This window comes from Streptomyces sp. NPDC040622 (assembly GCF_055593965.1).
The window spans coordinates 31,194-46,403 of record NZ_JBVIXD010000022.1; the positions used below are offsets into that span (position 1 = coordinate 31,194).

General features: G+C 72.2%; 15 protein-coding genes. 7 read left to right on the forward strand and 8 right to left on the reverse strand.

Annotated features, from left to right (window positions below; genetic code table 11):
• Positions 1-2: 2 nt before the first annotated feature.
• From ACZ592_RS37815 to ACZ592_RS37845, 7 genes are all read left to right on the forward strand, one after another.
• Entirely contained in the window at positions 3-1,226 is a 1,224-nt protein-coding gene (locus ACZ592_RS37815; protein ID WP_471586305.1) for an MCE family protein, read from the forward strand.
• Positions 1,223-2,512, forward strand: a complete 1,290-nt coding sequence (locus ACZ592_RS37820) for an MCE family protein (protein WP_471586286.1) — start codon at positions 1,223-1,225, stop codon at positions 2,510-2,512. Before ACZ592_RS37815 ends, ACZ592_RS37820 begins: the two co-directional genes overlap by 4 nt.
• Positions 2,509-3,027 carry a hypothetical protein gene (locus tag ACZ592_RS37825; protein WP_471586287.1) on the forward strand — a complete coding sequence of 173 codons (519 nt, stop codon included), beginning with the start codon at positions 2,509-2,511 and terminating at the stop codon, positions 3,025-3,027. The genes ACZ592_RS37820 and ACZ592_RS37825 overlap by 4 nt, the downstream gene beginning before the upstream one ends.
• A complete protein-coding gene (locus ACZ592_RS37830) occupies positions 3,024-3,824 on the forward strand; it encodes a hypothetical protein (RefSeq protein ID WP_471586288.1) in 801 nt (266 codons plus the stop codon). The genes ACZ592_RS37825 and ACZ592_RS37830 overlap by 4 nt, the downstream gene beginning before the upstream one ends.
• Before the next feature lie 26 nt (positions 3,825-3,850).
• Positions 3,851-4,399 carry a hypothetical protein gene (locus ACZ592_RS37835; RefSeq protein WP_471586289.1) on the forward strand — a complete coding sequence of 183 codons (549 nt, stop codon included), beginning with the start codon at positions 3,851-3,853 and terminating at the stop codon, positions 4,397-4,399.
• A 26-nt stretch (positions 4,400-4,425) separates the two neighbouring features.
• Positions 4,426-5,223: a hypothetical protein gene (locus tag ACZ592_RS37840; protein ID WP_471586290.1), complete on the forward strand. Its 798-nt coding sequence runs from the start codon at positions 4,426-4,428 to the stop codon at positions 5,221-5,223.
• Between the two features lie 92 nt (positions 5,224-5,315).
• Positions 5,316-6,521, forward strand: a complete 1,206-nt coding sequence (locus ACZ592_RS37845; RefSeq protein WP_471586291.1) for a lytic transglycosylase domain-containing protein — start codon at positions 5,316-5,318, stop codon at positions 6,519-6,521.
• Between the two features lie 30 nt (positions 6,522-6,551).
• Here ACZ592_RS37845 and ACZ592_RS37850 read toward each other — a convergent pair whose 3' ends face one another.
• From ACZ592_RS37850 to ACZ592_RS37885, 8 genes are all read right to left on the reverse strand, one after another.
• A complete protein-coding gene (locus ACZ592_RS37850; RefSeq protein WP_471586292.1) occupies positions 6,552-7,178 on the reverse strand; it encodes a hypothetical protein in 627 nt (208 codons plus the stop codon).
• Positions 7,179-7,322: 144 nt separating this feature from the next.
• Positions 7,323-7,715 carry a zinc-binding dehydrogenase gene (locus ACZ592_RS37855; RefSeq protein WP_471586306.1) on the reverse strand — a complete coding sequence of 131 codons (393 nt, stop codon included), beginning with the start codon at positions 7,713-7,715 and terminating at the stop codon, positions 7,323-7,325.
• A gap of 48 nt (positions 7,716-7,763) precedes the next feature.
• Positions 7,764-8,384 carry a hypothetical protein gene (locus ACZ592_RS37860; RefSeq protein WP_471586293.1) on the reverse strand — a complete coding sequence of 207 codons (621 nt, stop codon included), beginning with the start codon at positions 8,382-8,384 and terminating at the stop codon, positions 7,764-7,766.
• A gap of 169 nt (positions 8,385-8,553) precedes the next feature.
• Positions 8,554-9,291, reverse strand: coding sequence for an alpha/beta fold hydrolase (locus ACZ592_RS37865; RefSeq protein WP_471586294.1), 738 nt, complete (start codon positions 9,289-9,291; stop codon positions 8,554-8,556).
• A 34-nt stretch (positions 9,292-9,325) separates the two neighbouring features.
• A complete protein-coding gene (locus ACZ592_RS37870; protein ID WP_471586295.1) occupies positions 9,326-10,054 on the reverse strand; it encodes a sulfotransferase-like domain-containing protein in 729 nt (242 codons plus the stop codon).
• A gap of 71 nt (positions 10,055-10,125) precedes the next feature.
• Positions 10,126-11,118 (reverse strand): methyltransferase, encoded by a 993-nt coding sequence (locus tag ACZ592_RS37875; protein ID WP_471586296.1) that lies wholly within the window; start codon positions 11,116-11,118, stop codon positions 10,126-10,128.
• On the reverse strand, positions 11,115-11,945 hold the full coding sequence (locus tag ACZ592_RS37880) for an alpha/beta fold hydrolase (RefSeq protein WP_471586297.1): 831 nt from the start codon (positions 11,943-11,945) through the stop codon (positions 11,115-11,117). The genes ACZ592_RS37875 and ACZ592_RS37880 overlap by 4 nt, the downstream gene beginning before the upstream one ends.
• Positions 11,942-15,202, reverse strand: coding sequence for an amino acid adenylation domain-containing protein (locus tag ACZ592_RS37885; RefSeq protein ID WP_471586298.1), 3,261 nt, complete (start codon positions 15,200-15,202; stop codon positions 11,942-11,944). Before ACZ592_RS37885 ends, ACZ592_RS37880 begins: the two co-directional genes overlap by 4 nt.
• Positions 15,203-15,210 lie beyond the last annotated feature (8 nt).

Genomic DNA, 15,210 nt, shown 5'->3' on the forward strand with positions numbered 1-15,210 from the left:
GGATGCTCACCACCGGAGCCGCCACCGGTGCCGGTCTCGGTGGACTCCTCGCCCTCGGCCTCGGCTTCGCGCTGGCCCTCGGCGCGTTCTCCGTCACCGCCCCCCGCTTCGACGGCATCGAGGACCTGCCCCTGCCGGGCGGCGCGGACCTCGGCTCCCACCCCTACACCGTCACCGCCGAACTCGACGACGCCCTCAGCCTGGTCCCGCACGCCGCTGTCAAGGTCAACGATGTCGCCGTCGGGCGCGTCAGCTCCATCCGCCTGGACGGCGACGCGTGGTCGGCCCGCGTCACCATGGAGATCAACGGCGACGTCCGGCTGCCCCGCGACGCCGGCGCCCGCCTGGAACAGTCCAGTCTGCTCGGCGAGAAGTACGTCGACCTCGTCGCGCCCACCACCTCGTCCACCGGGGGCAGACTCGCCGACGGCGCTGTCATCCCGCTCTCCCGCACCGGCCGCAACACCGAGGTCGAGGAGGTGTTCGGCGCACTGTCCCTGCTGCTCAACGGGGGTGGCGTCAACCAGCTCAAGACCATCACACAGGAACTCAACAAGGCCCTCGGAGGACGCGAACCCCAGGTCCGCTCCATGCTGAAACGGGTCGAGGAACTGGTGGAGAACCTCGACGACCACCGCGGTGACATCACCGACGCCCTCGACGGCGTCAACCGGCTCGCCACCACCCTCGCCGGCCGCAAGGACGACGTGCGCACCGTCCTGAGCGACCTCTCACCCGGCCTGAAGACCCTGCACGAACAGCGCGGCTCACTGCTGACCATGCTGCGCTCCCTGGACACGCTGTCCGGAGTCGCCGTCTCCACCGTCGAAACGAGCAAGGACGACATGGTCGCCGACCTCAAAGCCATCGCCCCCACCCTCAAGGCCCTCGCCGACGCGGGGGGCGACCTGCCCGACTCCCTCCAGGTGCTGCTCACCTATCCGTTCACCGACGAGGTGCTGAACGGGGTCAAGGGCGACTACCTCAACGTGTACCTGAAGATGACGGCCGCTCCCGGCACCCAGGTGATCCCGCCCCTCGTGCCGCAGAGCAGCCCCTCGCCGACCGCCACGGCGCGGAGTGAGCGGGGCGCCGCCTCCGGGAAGCGGCCCGGCGGCGGGGCCACGGCCACCCCCTCGGCTCCGCTGCCCCTGCCCTCCGTGCCGACACCCACCTCCGTGCCGGCACCCACCGGGAACTCCGGGGACGGAGGCGCAGAGAGATGATCACCCTGGCCGTACGCCTGAAGAACCTCGCCTTCCTCCTCATCGCCGTCCTGGTCCTCGGTTTCCTCGGCATCCGCTACGCGGACCTCGGCCGGTACGTGGGCGTCGCCGACTACTACACGGTGCGCGTCGAACTCACCCGCACCGGCGGCCTCTTCACGCACTCCGACGTCACCTACCGGGGCGTTTCGGTGGGCCGTGTCGGGCCGATCGAGCTCACCGGGGACGGGGTGGTCGCGGAGCTGCGCATCAAGAAGTCCGCCCCCCGCATACCCTCCGACACACGGGCGGTGGTGGCCGGGCTCTCCGCGGTCGGCGAGCAGTACATCGACCTGCGGCCCGAGAGCGACGCGGGGCCCCACCTCGTCGACGGCGCCCGGATCGAACAGCCCGAGACCGAGGTGCCCGCGCCCGTCACCTCCGTACTCACCAGCGTGAACGACCTGGTCCGGTCCGTGCCGCTGAAGGACCTGCGCACGGTCGTCGACGAGTTCGGCAAGACCTTCCAGGGGCACGGCGACGACCTGCGGGTGCTGCTCGACAACGGCAGCGCCTTCATCGAGGCCGCCGACCGCAATCTGCCCTCGACCACCCGCCTGCTCGACGACGGCGAGACCGTGCTGCGCACCCAGGCCGAGGAGGCGAAGGCCATCCGGGGCTTCGCCGACGGTGCCACGGAACTCGCCCGCACCCTCAAGGGTTCCGACGCCGACCTGCGCCGGCTCCTCACCGTCACCCCGGACGCCGCCACACAGATCAGTGGGGTGCTCCGGGACCTCGATCCCAGCCTGGGCGTGGTCCTCGCCAACCTGCTCACCACCTCCGAGGTCGCCGTCACCCGGCAGCGCGGCATCGAGGAACTCCTCGTGAAGTACCCGGCGGCCGTCTCGGCCGGCGCCACCGCCGTCGACGGAGGAAAGATGAAACTCGGCCTGGCCGTCACCTTCTTCAAGCCCCTGCCCTGCACCGACGGCTACGGCGGCACCCGGTACCGCACCGGCCTGGACCTCGGTACCGCCCCCGCCCTCAACACCGGGGCCGGCTGCACGGCGCCGGCCGCGAGCGGGGTCAACGTACGAGGGTCCGCCAACGCACCCCGGGGCGGCGCGGTACCCGAGCCGGCCAAGCCCGGCTCCCTGCCCTCGGGCAGTACGGGCAACACCGCGTCGGCCCCGCCGGGTTCGGGCTCCGCCTTGCCGGGCGCGCTGGCTCTGCCGGACACGGGTGGCACCGGGGTGGCCGGGCTGCCGGGGCTGCTCGGCGCGGGACCGGAGGCGGGCCGATGAGGCGGGCGCGCGTCCTGACCGGGGCGGGACTGGCGCTGGCGCTGGCGTTCTGCGGCACCGGGGCGTGGACGTACGCACAGGCACGGGGCGACGACTCCGTCACGTACGGCCGTGAGCGCGACGAGGCGCTGGCCGACGGGCGCGCCGGCCTCGCCGTCCTCAACACCCTCGACGCCTCGTCCCGGCAGCGTGCGCGGGCCGGCATCGAGGACTGGCGTGCCGCCTCGACCGGGCCGCTGCGGGACGAACTGCGCGACACCGCCCCCAGGAAAGGGGCCTCGGCGCGGGGCACGGTCACCGAGGCCGCGCTGACCAGCCTCGACACCCACGCGGGCACGGCCAAGATCGTCGCCACCGTGCGCGTCGACGTCACGCCCGCGGGAAAGAAGACACCGACCACGGACCGCAAGCGCCTGGAGGCGGTCCTGGCCCGTACGGGCGAGGGCGAGTGGAAGGTCAGGGCACTGAGCGCGGTACCGCTCGCGCGCACGGCGAAGGAGGACGAGAGCCGATGACACGGCTGCTGCGCATCGGGCGGACCCGGGACGCGACCGCGCCGGGCGACGGGACGGAGGACGGACCGACCGCCGAACGGAACGGGCCCGGCGCCGAGTCCGCCGCGGACTCCGGCGCGCAGGTGCCCGGCGCCGAGGACCGGCGGCCTCTCACCGATGCGGGTCCCGACGCGGACCCCGACGCGGATCCCGACGTAGAGCACAACCTGGATCCCGACCTGGAGCCCGATCCGGAGCCCGATTCGGTGACAGCGCAGGAGGAGCCGACGAAGACCCGCGCCGGGGGCCGGCAGCCGCGTGCCCTCGTCAGGTACCTCGTCCCCGTGGCGTGCGCCGTGCTCCTCGTCGTCGGCGGCTGCGGCTTCTTCTACGGCGCTCATCAGCTGAGGTCCACGCCGTCCGCCGAGAATCACGCGCTGACGGACGCCGAGGCGACCACCCGTGTCGCCGGTGACGTCGGCAACGCTCTCGCCCACGTCTTCTCGTACACGCCGGACGGTCTGGAGACCACCGAGCGCGCGGCGCGGTCAGTGCTCGCGGGGCGGGCGGAACGCCAGTACACGGAGCTGATGGGCCGGGTCCGCGAGGACCTCGCCGAGCGGCGCGTCACCTTGAGTACGCAGGCCGTACGCACCGGGGTGATCGAACTCGACGGCGACAGCGCACGGCTGCTGGTCTTCCTCGACCAGATCTCGCACCGCGGAAAGGCCGGCACCACCGCCGCGGCGGCCCAGCTCACGGTGACCGCGCGACGGGAGGACGACCGGTGGCGAATCGTCGACATCAGGACCCGCTGAGCGGGCGCCGGGAGAGGGGAACTCGGATGAGACGCGGGACTGGCCTGCCGGCCCGGTTCGGGGTGATGCCGATCACGGCCATCGCCCTCGTGCTCGCCCTGATCGCTGGCGGGTTCGCGGCGTGGGCGGGATGGGGCTGGTACCAGGCGGCCCGGGACGACACCACGGGCTACGCCGAGCAGCGCGACGCGGCTCTCGCCGCCGGTGAACAGGCCGTCCAGAACCTCAACACCCTTGACCACCGCGGCATCGACCGGGGCCTGGACCTCTGGGAGTCCTCCACCACCGGCGAGCTGCACGACCAACTGGTCTCCGGGCGGGGCAAGTTCGCCACCCAGATGAAGACCGCGAAGACCGTGACCACGGCCAAGGTGCTCTCCGGCGCGCTCACCGAACTCGACGACCGGGCCGGCCGGGCCCGCGTGCTCGTCGCCCTGCGGGTGACGGTGAAGGCGCCCGGCGACGCGAGCACGGACAAGGACAGCCGCATGCTCGGCGAACTGACCCGCACCGACGGCGACTGGAAGCTGAGCGCCCTGGGCCAGGCCCCGGTCGGCGGCGCGTCGGCCGGCTGACCGGCCGCAGGAGAGGACGACACACGATGCCGACGACCCGCCACCACCTGAACAACCGACGCCGCCGCCAGGCCCGCGAGGCCCTGCGCACGCCACCCACCACCGGCGCCTCCCCGCGCCCGGGATCCCTGCGCACCGCGGCCGCCACCACCGCCGAGGAGCGCGGGGAACCGGGCGGGCAGCCACAGCCCACGCGCACTCGGCTCCTCGTCCGCGGCGCGACGGCGACCGCCCGCAAGAGCCCGCCCACGCCCGCCACGGACGCGGACCAACCGCACGAGAAGACGGCACGCCCGAACGCGGCCCGCCGCACACTCGTCATCCTCTGTCTGGTGACCCTCGTCCTCGGCGGCTTCGCCGGCTGGGCGCACTCCCGCGCGAAGGCCCTCGGGGACACCGCGGCCGCACGCAACTCCGCCCTCTCCGACACCGCCCGCACCAGCGAGATCAAGGGCCAGTCGACCAAGGCCGTCGCCGAACTCTTCTCGTACGACCACGCCGACTCCCGAGCCCTCGACAAGGCGGCGAAGCAGTGGCTGACGGGACGCGCCGTCGCCCAGCACCGGGAGCTGCTCGGGGATCTCCGCGCGCGGGCCGACAAGCAGAAGGCGGTGATCACCACCACGGTCACCGACAGCGCGGTCGAGCGCATCGACGGCGACCGGGCCCGCGTCCTGGTCTATGCCGACCAGAGCAGTGTCAGCACGGCCGGCGGCAAGAAGGCCGAGGACAACGGCACCTACGCCGGGGCGATGCTGGCCGTCGACGTCGAGCGGCATGACGGCCGTTGGCTCGTCTCGGGCATCGACACCTTCGGCCACTGACCCGGCCCTCGCGTCACCGACGCCGCCCCCCCCGCTCCGCCCGTCTCCAGCACGGCCCCCGCCCGCACGTCACCAGCAGGGAGTGACAGACCATGCCCGAACACCGCGCCCGACGCCTGCCCGTCCGGACCCGGCAGGGCCTGCGGGCCACCGCCATCGCCGTGACCGCGGTGGCGGCGCTCACCGCCTCCCAGGCTCCCGGATTCCCCCACGGGGAGAGCGCCCGTGCGGCTGCCGACAGCGGCCCCGCTCCCGACACGGACCGCCCGTACACCGAGCTCGCTCCACCCGGTGACGGTTCGTACCACACCGAGCTCCCGCCGCTGGCCGGCCCCGATGCCCCGCCGCGTACCGAGAGAATCGCCCAGGAGGGTGCAGCGGCCGGCGTGCCGGGAACGGTGCTGCGCGCCTACCGCGCCGCGCAGCGGTCCGTCGGCCGGACGGACCCCGGCTGCGCGTTGCCGTGGGAACTGCTCGCCGCCATCGGGAAGGTGGAATCCGGGCAGGCGCGCGGCGGCGCGGTCGACCGGCAGGGCACGACGCTCGGCCGGATCACGGGTCCGGCACTCGACGGCCGGAACTTCGCCCTGGTCCGGGACAGCGACGGTGGCGTGCACGACGGCGACACGGTGTACGACCGGGCTGTGGGGCCGATGCAGTTCCTGCCGTCGACCTGGGCGCGGTGGGGCGCGGACGGCAACGGGGACGGCCGCGACGACCCCAACAACATCTTCGACGCGGCCCTGGCCGCCGGTCACTATCTGTGCGCAGGGGAACGCGACCTGAGCCGGGCCGCCGACCTCGACCGGGCGGTCCTGAGCTACAACCACTCGCGGCCCTACCTCGAACTGGTCCGCTCCTGGCTGGACTTCTACCGCAGGGGCGTGCACGCCGTGCCCGACGGCAAGGGCGTCGTCCCGCGTTCTCCCGGAGCCGGCGGCGACGCCCCGGCGACCGAGCCGGCCGACGGGGGAGGTCGCGGTGGCACCGGCGGCAAGGGCGGTGGCGGCATCGTCATCGGCCCCGCCCCCGGCAGGCCCACGCCTTCCCCGTCCGCCTCGCGCCCGGTGCCACCTTCGCCGTCACCCGGGCCATCCGCGTCACCGACGGCACCGGGTCCCTCCCGGCCCCCGGAACCCTCCCCGTCCGACTCCCCGACGCCGACCCCCACGCCGTCCACCAGCCCGTCCACCCCGCAGGACTGCCCCTCCGACTCGGCGAGCCCCTCCGCGGGCACCGGTGCGTCGCCCACCCCCGACCCGCCTGCTCCGGGCGAGGAACCGCCTTGCCCGACCTGACCGTTGGCCCTGTCCGGTGTACGGCAGCACCTACTGGGGCGACTCCGGCAGAAACGGGGCGGACGTCTGCCCTGCGATGACGGTGACACCCATGATCTGCTCCAGCCGGTTCAGCAGTGCCGCGGAGAGCTCGCCACGGGCCTCGTCGACCGCATCGAGGGCCCGCTTCAGGATCTCGATCCGATCCGCTTCGATCGGCTCCCTCCTGATCACCGACTCGCGAGTCAGGTCCGTCACGTGGCGCAACGCCTTGAGGACCTGAAGCTGGTCGGGGCCGAAAGCGGAGGAGGAAGAGGAGCCGGAGGGGTAGCCGTAGCCGGTTTGCTGAATCCAGATGCCGTCGTGCAGCGCGTGGTCCAGAGCTGTCTGCGCGCTGTTCCTTGCCGTGTTCAGCGCATCGTCGAACGGCGCGACGTCCACCAGCAGTTCGAGTTCCAGATCCTGAATGGTCCACGCCAAGAGGTCACGCCACGCGCGGGTCGTGGTGCGCATGATGATGATGCGTGTCGTCTCGGCTTCCCTGCGGGCCCGGCCCTCCGACTCCTTGGCCTCCCTGCGCGCGGCCGCGGACACATGTAAGGGCCCCCAGTAGGCCGCGGCACCGGTGACCAGGGCGCCGCCCAGTGCTCCCAGCAGCCCGACGATCGTCTCTGACATGTGGTTCTCCCCCTGGGGCGGTGCCGCTCGGCATGCGTCGCGCCTCGCTCAAGTCTCCGCCACCTTCGAAGCCGATTCCAGGGGGCAATGCCCCGGGCCGGGGGAGGCTCAACGGCCTGCGGGCCCGAAGCAGGAGTCAGCGTGTCAGGACAAGGCTGAGTGGAGGTCTTCTGGGCGCGCAGCGCTGGCGATCCTGCCGTGTGGGCGTCCGCGTCCTTCGCCGGCAGGGCCGCCTTCCAGCCGTGTGTGCGGCTGCGCGATGTCGGCCGCCGGCAGCACGGCGCCGGTCACCGGCCGGAGCTTTCCCTCGTCGACCAGTCGTCCGAGGGCGTCGAGCTTCGCCCGGCCGGGGCTGACGAAGAGGAAGTGGGAGGTCGCGTTCACGCCCCATGCGTCGGGGCGTGGTCCTACTACCGCGGCGACGAGGCGAACATCGCCCGCCTCCCGGAGACTGGAGACCTTGCACGACGTGTTCCAGATCCCGTGCCGTTCATTCCCGCTCGGCGGCAGACCGGCTCGCCCGGCCTGCCCCGTGATCCCGGCGGCGCGTGAGCGGACCGTGGGGCCGGCCGGTGGCCCGGGGTGTCAGGAGATGACCTGATCCCCGTCGGGCACGTCCTCGACCGTGACCATGCCGCGTGGCAGCCCGAGTGCCCGTGACACCGCCTGGGCGAGCCCGTCCTTGTCCTGGCCTGCCGGGACCGGGACTTGCTCCCCTTCGCCGTAACTCTCGATCGCCTTGGCGAAGTAGCTGGGATGCCAGGCGCCGACGGCCCCTCTGACCTCGACCGCGAGCGCGGAACGATGGCCGACGCGGCGCCCGAGCGCGGGCAGGATCTCGTCGGACCGGAGTTCACCCGGAACCTGGAACAGGCTGGCGTGTGCGCCGACGAGGCCGCCGTCCCGCAGCCGCACCGTGACCGTGAGGCAGCTGGTGACACTGGGATAGGTGATCGTTCCTCCGGGGCCCACCTCTTTGACCTGGCCTTCCGAGACCGTCGCGGTGTCGGGGGCCTGGGCCTCGGCTCGGGTGTGGGCGCGGGGTTGGGCGTGGGCGGACGCGGGGGTGAGACCGATTTGCAGAGCCAGGAGCGTGACCGCCAGGACCGTGACCGCCGGGACCGTGACGCACGCGGGAACACGCCTCCGCCCCGTCATCCGGCCGTCTCGGCGTGAAAGGTGGTCCGACTGCTGGTGTGCTGGCACGGGTTCTCCTGGAACGGGCTGAACTGGACGGACTGAACTGAACTGGACGGACTGAACTGAACTGCACGGACTGGACTGAAGTGAACGGGTTGAGCTGGTCGACCTTCGTCGACCGCCAAGGATCTCCCATTCGAGTCCGGTCTCGTCGACCGCCTCCTGCGGCGTCCCGTCACGCACCGTTCTGGCGCAGGAAGGTTTCGAGCCGTTCGGCGAAGCCCGGTGCCGCGGCGACGAAGTGCCCGGCACCGGGATGCACGCTGCGCTCACCACCGAGCACATCCGCGAGGGCGTCGCAGATGCGCTCGAGCGCGGGCATGTGGTCTCCGGACGAGACGAGCACGGGGAGGCCGGCGGCACGGATCACGTCGAGTCGCGGGCGCGCCTCGCTCGTCGGCCGGCCGCCGTGGGCCCGCCGAACGCCGGCGACCACGCCCTGGGGGAGCGGGCCGTCGTCGATGGGCGCACCCGTGAGACGAAGGAACTCGCGGAGTGCGGCCGGCGCCGTTTCCATCCCCTGGGCGAGGACCGTGTCGCCCAGGCGTTCGAGGCGTGCCACCTCGGGATCGTCAGGGACGAGGTAGTTGAGCGGCGGTTCGATCAGGGTGAGGGAGCGCACCCGGCCCGGCGCGGCAGCGGCCGCGATCAACGTTCCGAGGACGCCGTAGGAGTGGGCGACGACGTGCGGACGGCCGACGAGCAGCGGCGCCAGGTCCAGCGCGTCCACCGCGAAGTCCTGGCGTTCCTGAGGGGGTGGGCTCGGCGGGTAACCACGGCGGTGGACGCTTGCCAGCGTCCACCGGCCGGCCAGCGGGGCGAGCGCGCCCCACGTCGTCCGAGGGCCCGCACCGCCGTGCACGAGCAGGACCTCCGGCCCCGAGCCGTCACGTACCACCACGATCTCGCTCATCGGGCGAGCGTAACGGCACGCAGGGACGGCACCCTCATGCCGGCAGGAAAGACCGCAGGCGCTCGTAGAAGGGGAACTGGTGCTCGTAGTACGAGGCCAGCGTGGCATTGTTTTCGACTCTGTCCCGATAGACGCGTGGAACGTAGTCGAAGCCCTTGCTCCTCGCCGCGTCCGCGTGCCACTCCCTGGTGCGTATCCACTCGTCCCGGTTCTCGGGCTGCCACGAGAGGGCGGACTCCATGAAGTCGATGCCGACCCGGTCGCAGTAGTCCCGGACCACGGCTTCGGACTCGGCGGCCAATCGCTCCGCGGTGAAAACTACGGGGCAGGTCCCGATGCCTTCGCGCACGGTGCGAAACATCTCGTATTGGTGCTCGAACCCGATCTCGGCGCAGGTGATGTCCGGCTTCATCGCGTAGTGCGACGGGATCACCGCCTCCGGGTTCCTGATCAGGAAAGTGTGACAGCCCAGCGTGGGGAAATCCGGGGCGTCGACCATCTCGTAGCGGTACTCCGTCGTCTCTTTGACGAACACCCGGCGGCGCGTTGAAATCTCCTGGAGGGCGTCCATGAGTTCCCGCTGGTCGGATATCTTGTCGCCCTCCACGACGGCGTACCCCTGCACCACGAGGCTGGAAAACGGCTCGTGAAGTACGAGGTGGTCCCCTCTCTCTATCATCATCCGCAAGAAGGCCGTGGACAGGCTCCGCGGAGGACTCCAGAGGAACAGAAGGTTGTGCCCGTGATGTGGTGCGCCGTCCATGGGGGGAGCTCCATTCTGCTGCGTAACGTTGCGCGCATCCGCGGGATTTCGGCCCGGCGGGGCCGGCGGTGCTACCTCTTGTGGCCGATGACCACGTGCTTCTCGCCGCCGGACCTGCGCACCTCGCAGTCGCCGAATCCGGCTCGTTCCAGCAGCGCGATGAACTCGGCGGCGGTGCGGTGCCTCCCCGCCATCTCGATGTGCATCACGAGGTTCATCGCGGCGGTGGCCAGCGGACCACTGCGATCGTCCTCGAAGAGGCGGTCCATGATGAGGACTCGGCCGGGCGACTGGCACGCGCGGTAGGCCTTCTCCAGCAGTGCGACGCTGGTGTCGTCGTCCCAGTCGGAGAGGATGTAGCCGAAGGCGAGGCAGTCGCCGGGTGGGAGTTCGTCCGCGAAGAAGTCGCCGCCGACGAAGTCCAGGCGGTCGGCGACCGGTTGTGCTTCGGTGTCCTCGCCGACCATCGGTCCGACCGCCGGCATGTCGAAGACGGTGGCGCGCAGCGCGGGGTCGGTGAGCAGCGCCGCCACGGCGAACGGGCCGGTGGCTCCTCCGACGTCCACGAGGTGCTTCGTCCCCTGCATGCCGGCGAGGGCGGCCAGCTCCTGCGAGACGCCGAAGCTCAGGTCCCACATGGCGCGCATGAAGTCCCGCAACGACTCGGCGTCGCGGTACACGTCGTCGAAGGGGGACGCCTCCGTGGCCGGCTTCCCCTTGGCGAGGTAGGTGTCCAGCCGGCCGAGGCGGCCTTGGGTCTCCACCGTGAGGTGCTTGATGAAGCCGCCCAGGTACCGGCTGTTGCGGCGGTCGAGGAACGGCGCGGCGTCGGGGGCCAGGGAGTATGCGCCGTTCGCGGCGCGGGTGACGACGCCGAGGGACGTCAGGACGAGCAGCATGCGCTCCAGCGTGTCCTCGTCGACGGTGAGGCGCTCCGCGAGGCCCGCGACGGTGCCCGGACCGTCCTCGATGAGGGAGGTGAACACCCCGTGCTCGACGGCGGTGTGAAGCACCGGAGTGGCGAGCAGTCCGTAGACGGCGTTCTCAAGTGCGTTGGGCATCATCGGGGTTGCTCCTCGATCATTTCGATGATCATGTCGATCTCGTGTACCAGTCGGGCCAGTTCCCGCGGGTGGCTGACGTGCGCGGCGTGACCGGCCCCGGAGATCTCCGCGAACCGGCCGTGCGGCAGCAGCTCGGCGAGCCGCCGTGCCACTTCCTTGTGATGGGCGGCCGACCGCGATCCGGCCGCCACCACGGTGTGCTGGGGAAACGTCAGCGGGTCGAAGGCCGGCGCGTCGACCGTGGGGTCCGTCATCTCGGAGATGAGGGCCGCCCCGTCCGCGGCAAGGTCGGACGGCCGGGCGCGCGCCAGGTGCAACCGGCTCGTGGGGCCCAGGAGTTCGGCGAGCATGGACCGCGCCGCCTGCTCCGGACCTCCCTGGGCTGCGGCGCCGCGCACGGTCCGCTCCCACGGGTCGTCGGCCGGCCACCAGGGCAGCCAGCGCACCGGGGGTTCGACGGCGACGATGCCGGCGACACGCGACGGGTCCGAGGCAGCGGCGGCCATGGCCACCAGTGCGCCGTAACTGTGACCGAGCACGACCGGCGGCACGTCCAGCCCCGCCAGGACCGTGCGAAGGTCGTGCACGTGCACTGCGAAGTCGACGTCCGGACCCCCGAGCGGGCGGGACGCGCCCCAGCCGCGCCGGTCGTAGCCGAGCACCGGACGGCCCGGCAGGTGGTCGACCACACGGCGGAACGTGTCGCTGCGGTCCACCGAACCGTGCACGATGAGCACGGGCCGGGCGGCCGTGTCCGTCCCGTCTCCCCATGTGCTGATCGCCGGCCGCGCCGGCTCTGTCGCGGTGTGTGTCGTTGCGTCGTTCACTGAGCCGTTCGCCCCTCGCTCACCAGCTGCACCAGTCCGGCCAGGGTCGGCTCGTCGAGCAGTCGCTGTATGTCGATCACCATGCCGAAGCGGTCCTCGGCGGCCGCCATGAACTCCGCCATGGCCAGCGAGTCGCCACCCGCGGAGAAGAAGTCGGTGTCCAGCTTCACCTGGACCTGCGGCACGCGCAGGCACGAGGAGAACAGCCGGGCCAGCTCCCATGTGACGCGGGTGGATCCCGCCGTGCCGGGCTGGGGCTCCGTTGCGCCGGGGGTGGATCCCGCTGTCACGAGTGCGGGCCCCGCGTCGGTGCCCGGCGCGGACGCGGCGGCTGTCGCGGGCACAGTAACGGGAACCGCCCTGCCTCCCGAACCCGCGCCCCCCACGGGCCTGTCGGCGGGCCCCGCCGTCTCCAGCCCCTGCCCCGCCTTCCCGTTCGAGGTGAGCGACAGCTGCTCCGTGACGGTGAACACCGCCGGCATCATGCCGCCGTGCAGCCGCTCGGCGAGATGACGGCGTACCGCCGCCTCGTCCCACGAACCCGGCTCCTCGGGCACGACGAAGGCGTGCAGCCGGTTGTCGCGCTCGACGGCGTGGGCGGAGGACACCCCCGGCGCCCTCTCCAACACCCGCTCCACCTCGTACAGCTCGACGCGCTGACCCCGGATCTTGACCTGCCGGTCGCGGCGGCCGACGTACTCCAGAGAGCCGTCCTCCCGCCAGACGCACAGGTCGCCGCTCCGGTACATCAACCGCCCCGGCCGCTCCGCGAAGGGATCGGGCACGAACGACTCGGCCATGAGGTCGGGGCGCCCCAGATAACGGCCCACTCCGATCCCCGCGATGTACAGCTCGCCCGGACTTCCGGCCGGCAGCAGCCTCTGTTCCTCGTCCAGGACGTAGACGCGCTTGCCCGCGACCGGACGCCCGATCGGCGGGTCGTCCTCACCGGCGCACTCGTGCCAGGTGGACCAGACCGCCGCCTCGGCGGGGCCGTAGAGGTTGAGGAGCCTGCGGCCCGGCGCCGTCCAGCGGCGGACCAGGGCGCCGGGCAGCCGCTCGCCCGCGAAGGCCGCGATCCGAAGATTGGGCAACGGATCGTGCGTGAGGACCGACCACACCGACGGCGTCATGATGGCGACGCTCACCCGCCGCTCACGCAGCAGCCGCGACAGCGGCGGGCCGGGGGTCAGTTGCGTGGTCCGCGCGACGACGAGCGTCGCCCCGCACAGCAGGGCCAGGACGGCCTCGGAGATGCAGCCGTCGAAATTCAGCGACAGGAACTGCAGCACCCGGTCCTGGGGCCGGATCCGGAACACCGCGCGCTGCGCGATGTGCAGGTTCGTCAGGGCCTCGTGACTGTTGGCGATGGCCTTGGGCCGCCCCGTGGTACCGCTCGTGAACACCACGTAGGCGGTGTTGCCCGGCGCGACACCGGTGATCGGCGGGGCGGCGGCGCGCACGGTCGGATCCAGCCGTACGACGTCGGCCGGGACACCCAGGGCCGAGATCCGGTCACCCGTGGCGTCGTCGGTGACGACGAGCCGCGCGGACGTCTGCTCCAGCATGGTCCTCAGCCGCTCGCCGGGGCAGTCGGCCGCGGCGAGCAGGAAGGCACCCCCGGCCTTGGCCACGGCGAGGATGGCGACGACCAGCCGCACGGAGCGCTCCATGCTGATCGCGACGACGGTCTCGGGCTCCACGCCCAGCTCACGCAGCCGGTGCGCGGCCCCGTTGGCCAACGCGTCGATGTCCGCGTACGAGTACACGACACCCTCGTCCTCGACCGCCGTGCTGTCCGGCGCCAGGCGGGCCCGCTCCTCGAACAGCAGCTGCCAGCAGACCTGGGCGGCACCACCGTCGGCCCCGGTGTCGTTCCACTCGGCGACGATCTGGTGCCGTTCGAGGTCGGTGACCGTCTTCGCCGCGGGCACCGCGTCAGGCTCTCGCGACTCGGTCTCGGTCGTACGGCCGACGAGCACGGCCGCCCGGCGCCGGGAGCGGGTGTTGCAGTGCGGCCCCCACTCCACCGGGTCCGCCTCCACCGGCGAGAGCCCGTATCGCCGGTAGCGCTCGACGAACCCGAGGATCGCCCAGCGCGCCAGCCGTTCCGCGAACGGCGCGCCCAGACAGTAGTGCGGACCGGAGCCGAACCCGAGATGGCGGCCCTCGCTGCGAGCGATGTCGAAGGCGGCGGGGTCGGTGAACTTCCGGGGGTCGAGGTTGGCGGCGGCGAGCAGGACGAGGACTCCGTCCCCGGCCCGCATCCGCGCCCCGGCGATCTCGATGTCGCGCGCGGCGTGCCGCCCCACGTACTGGCTCGACCCGTCGATCCGCAGCACCTCGGCCACGGCGGAATCGGCGAGCGAGGGGTCCGCCCGCAGCCGCCGCAGCTGCTCCGGGTGCTCGGCGAGCAGCAGCAGCCCGCCGGAGACCAGGTGCGTCAGGGTCTGGTAGCCGCCGGCGACCAGGACCAGCGCGTTGGCGGCGACGAGCTGGAGCAGCTCGGCGGGCGGCCCCTGAGCGGGATCGGCGGCGAAGTCGTCCCGCAGGGCCGTCGCCAGGGTGGAGACGAGGTCGTCACCGGGCGCGGCGAGGCGTTCGGCGGCCAGCTCGCGCAGCCCGGCGAGTGCCTTGTCGAGGAGTGGGACCGTCTCCAGGTCGGCCCGGCTGGGGAAGGTGGAGACGCTGCTGAGCAGGCGCTCGTAGGCGTCGGCCCACTCGGTGAGCTCGGCGCCGCGGCCCGTCATGCCGAGCAGATGGGTCATCAGGTGCTCGGGCAGCCGTTCAGCGAAGTCCTTCACCAGGTCGATGGTTCCGGCGTCGGGCAGGGTGTCCAGGACCCGGTCGGCGATCTCCCGCAGGGCCGGGTCGTGCCGCTGCAGACCGGCCGGGGAGAACTCGCCGCGCAGGGCGTTCCTGATCCGGGTGTGGTCGGGCGGATCGTTGAAGAGGAACTGGGCGGACAGCATCTCGGCCGTCGGCGCGATGCCGCTCATGCCGCGCGCCGCCAGGTCGTCGGGGGAGTGGTGGCGCGCGGACGAGAACGCCCGGTGGTTGGCGAGGATCTCGACCGACTCGGCGTAGCCGGAGCAGACCCAGACGCCTCCCACCTCGTCGTAGAAGACGGGCGGAAGCTCGGATATCGCCTTCCAGTAGAGCCTGGGGTCGGCTATGACCTCGGCACGGCGCAAATGGTGGATGCCGTGCCGCGCACGGTCGTAGCCGGCAGCGGGACGGGCGGTCGGGGACCCCACGCTCTTCC

What these genes read in the sequence shown, in the direction of transcription:
- ACZ592_RS37815 (WP_471586305.1), top strand. Translation starts at nt 3, where the DNA reads ATGCTCACCACCGGAGCCGCCACCGGTGCCGGTCTCGGTGGACTCCTC.
- ACZ592_RS37820 (WP_471586286.1), top strand. Translation starts at nt 1,223, where the DNA reads ATGATCACCCTGGCCGTACGCCTGAAGAACCTCGCCTTCCTCCTCATC.
- ACZ592_RS37825 (WP_471586287.1), top strand. Translation starts at nt 2,509, where the DNA reads ATGAGGCGGGCGCGCGTCCTGACCGGGGCGGGACTGGCGCTGGCGCTG.
- ACZ592_RS37830 (WP_471586288.1), top strand. Translation starts at nt 3,024, where the DNA reads ATGACACGGCTGCTGCGCATCGGGCGGACCCGGGACGCGACCGCGCCG.
- ACZ592_RS37835 (WP_471586289.1), top strand. Translation starts at nt 3,851, where the DNA reads ATGAGACGCGGGACTGGCCTGCCGGCCCGGTTCGGGGTGATGCCGATC.
- ACZ592_RS37840 (WP_471586290.1), top strand. Translation starts at nt 4,426, where the DNA reads ATGCCGACGACCCGCCACCACCTGAACAACCGACGCCGCCGCCAGGCC.
- ACZ592_RS37845 (WP_471586291.1), top strand. Translation starts at nt 5,316, where the DNA reads ATGCCCGAACACCGCGCCCGACGCCTGCCCGTCCGGACCCGGCAGGGC.
- ACZ592_RS37850 (WP_471586292.1), bottom strand. Translation starts at nt 7,178, where the DNA reads ATGTCAGAGACGATCGTCGGGCTGCTGGGAGCACTGGGCGGCGCCCTG.
- ACZ592_RS37865 (WP_471586294.1), bottom strand. Translation starts at nt 9,291, where the DNA reads ATGAGCGAGATCGTGGTGGTACGTGACGGCTCGGGGCCGGAGGTCCTG.
- ACZ592_RS37870 (WP_471586295.1), bottom strand. Translation starts at nt 10,054, where the DNA reads ATGGACGGCGCACCACATCACGGGCACAACCTTCTGTTCCTCTGGAGT.
- ACZ592_RS37875 (WP_471586296.1), bottom strand. Translation starts at nt 11,118, where the DNA reads ATGATGCCCAACGCACTTGAGAACGCCGTCTACGGACTGCTCGCCACT.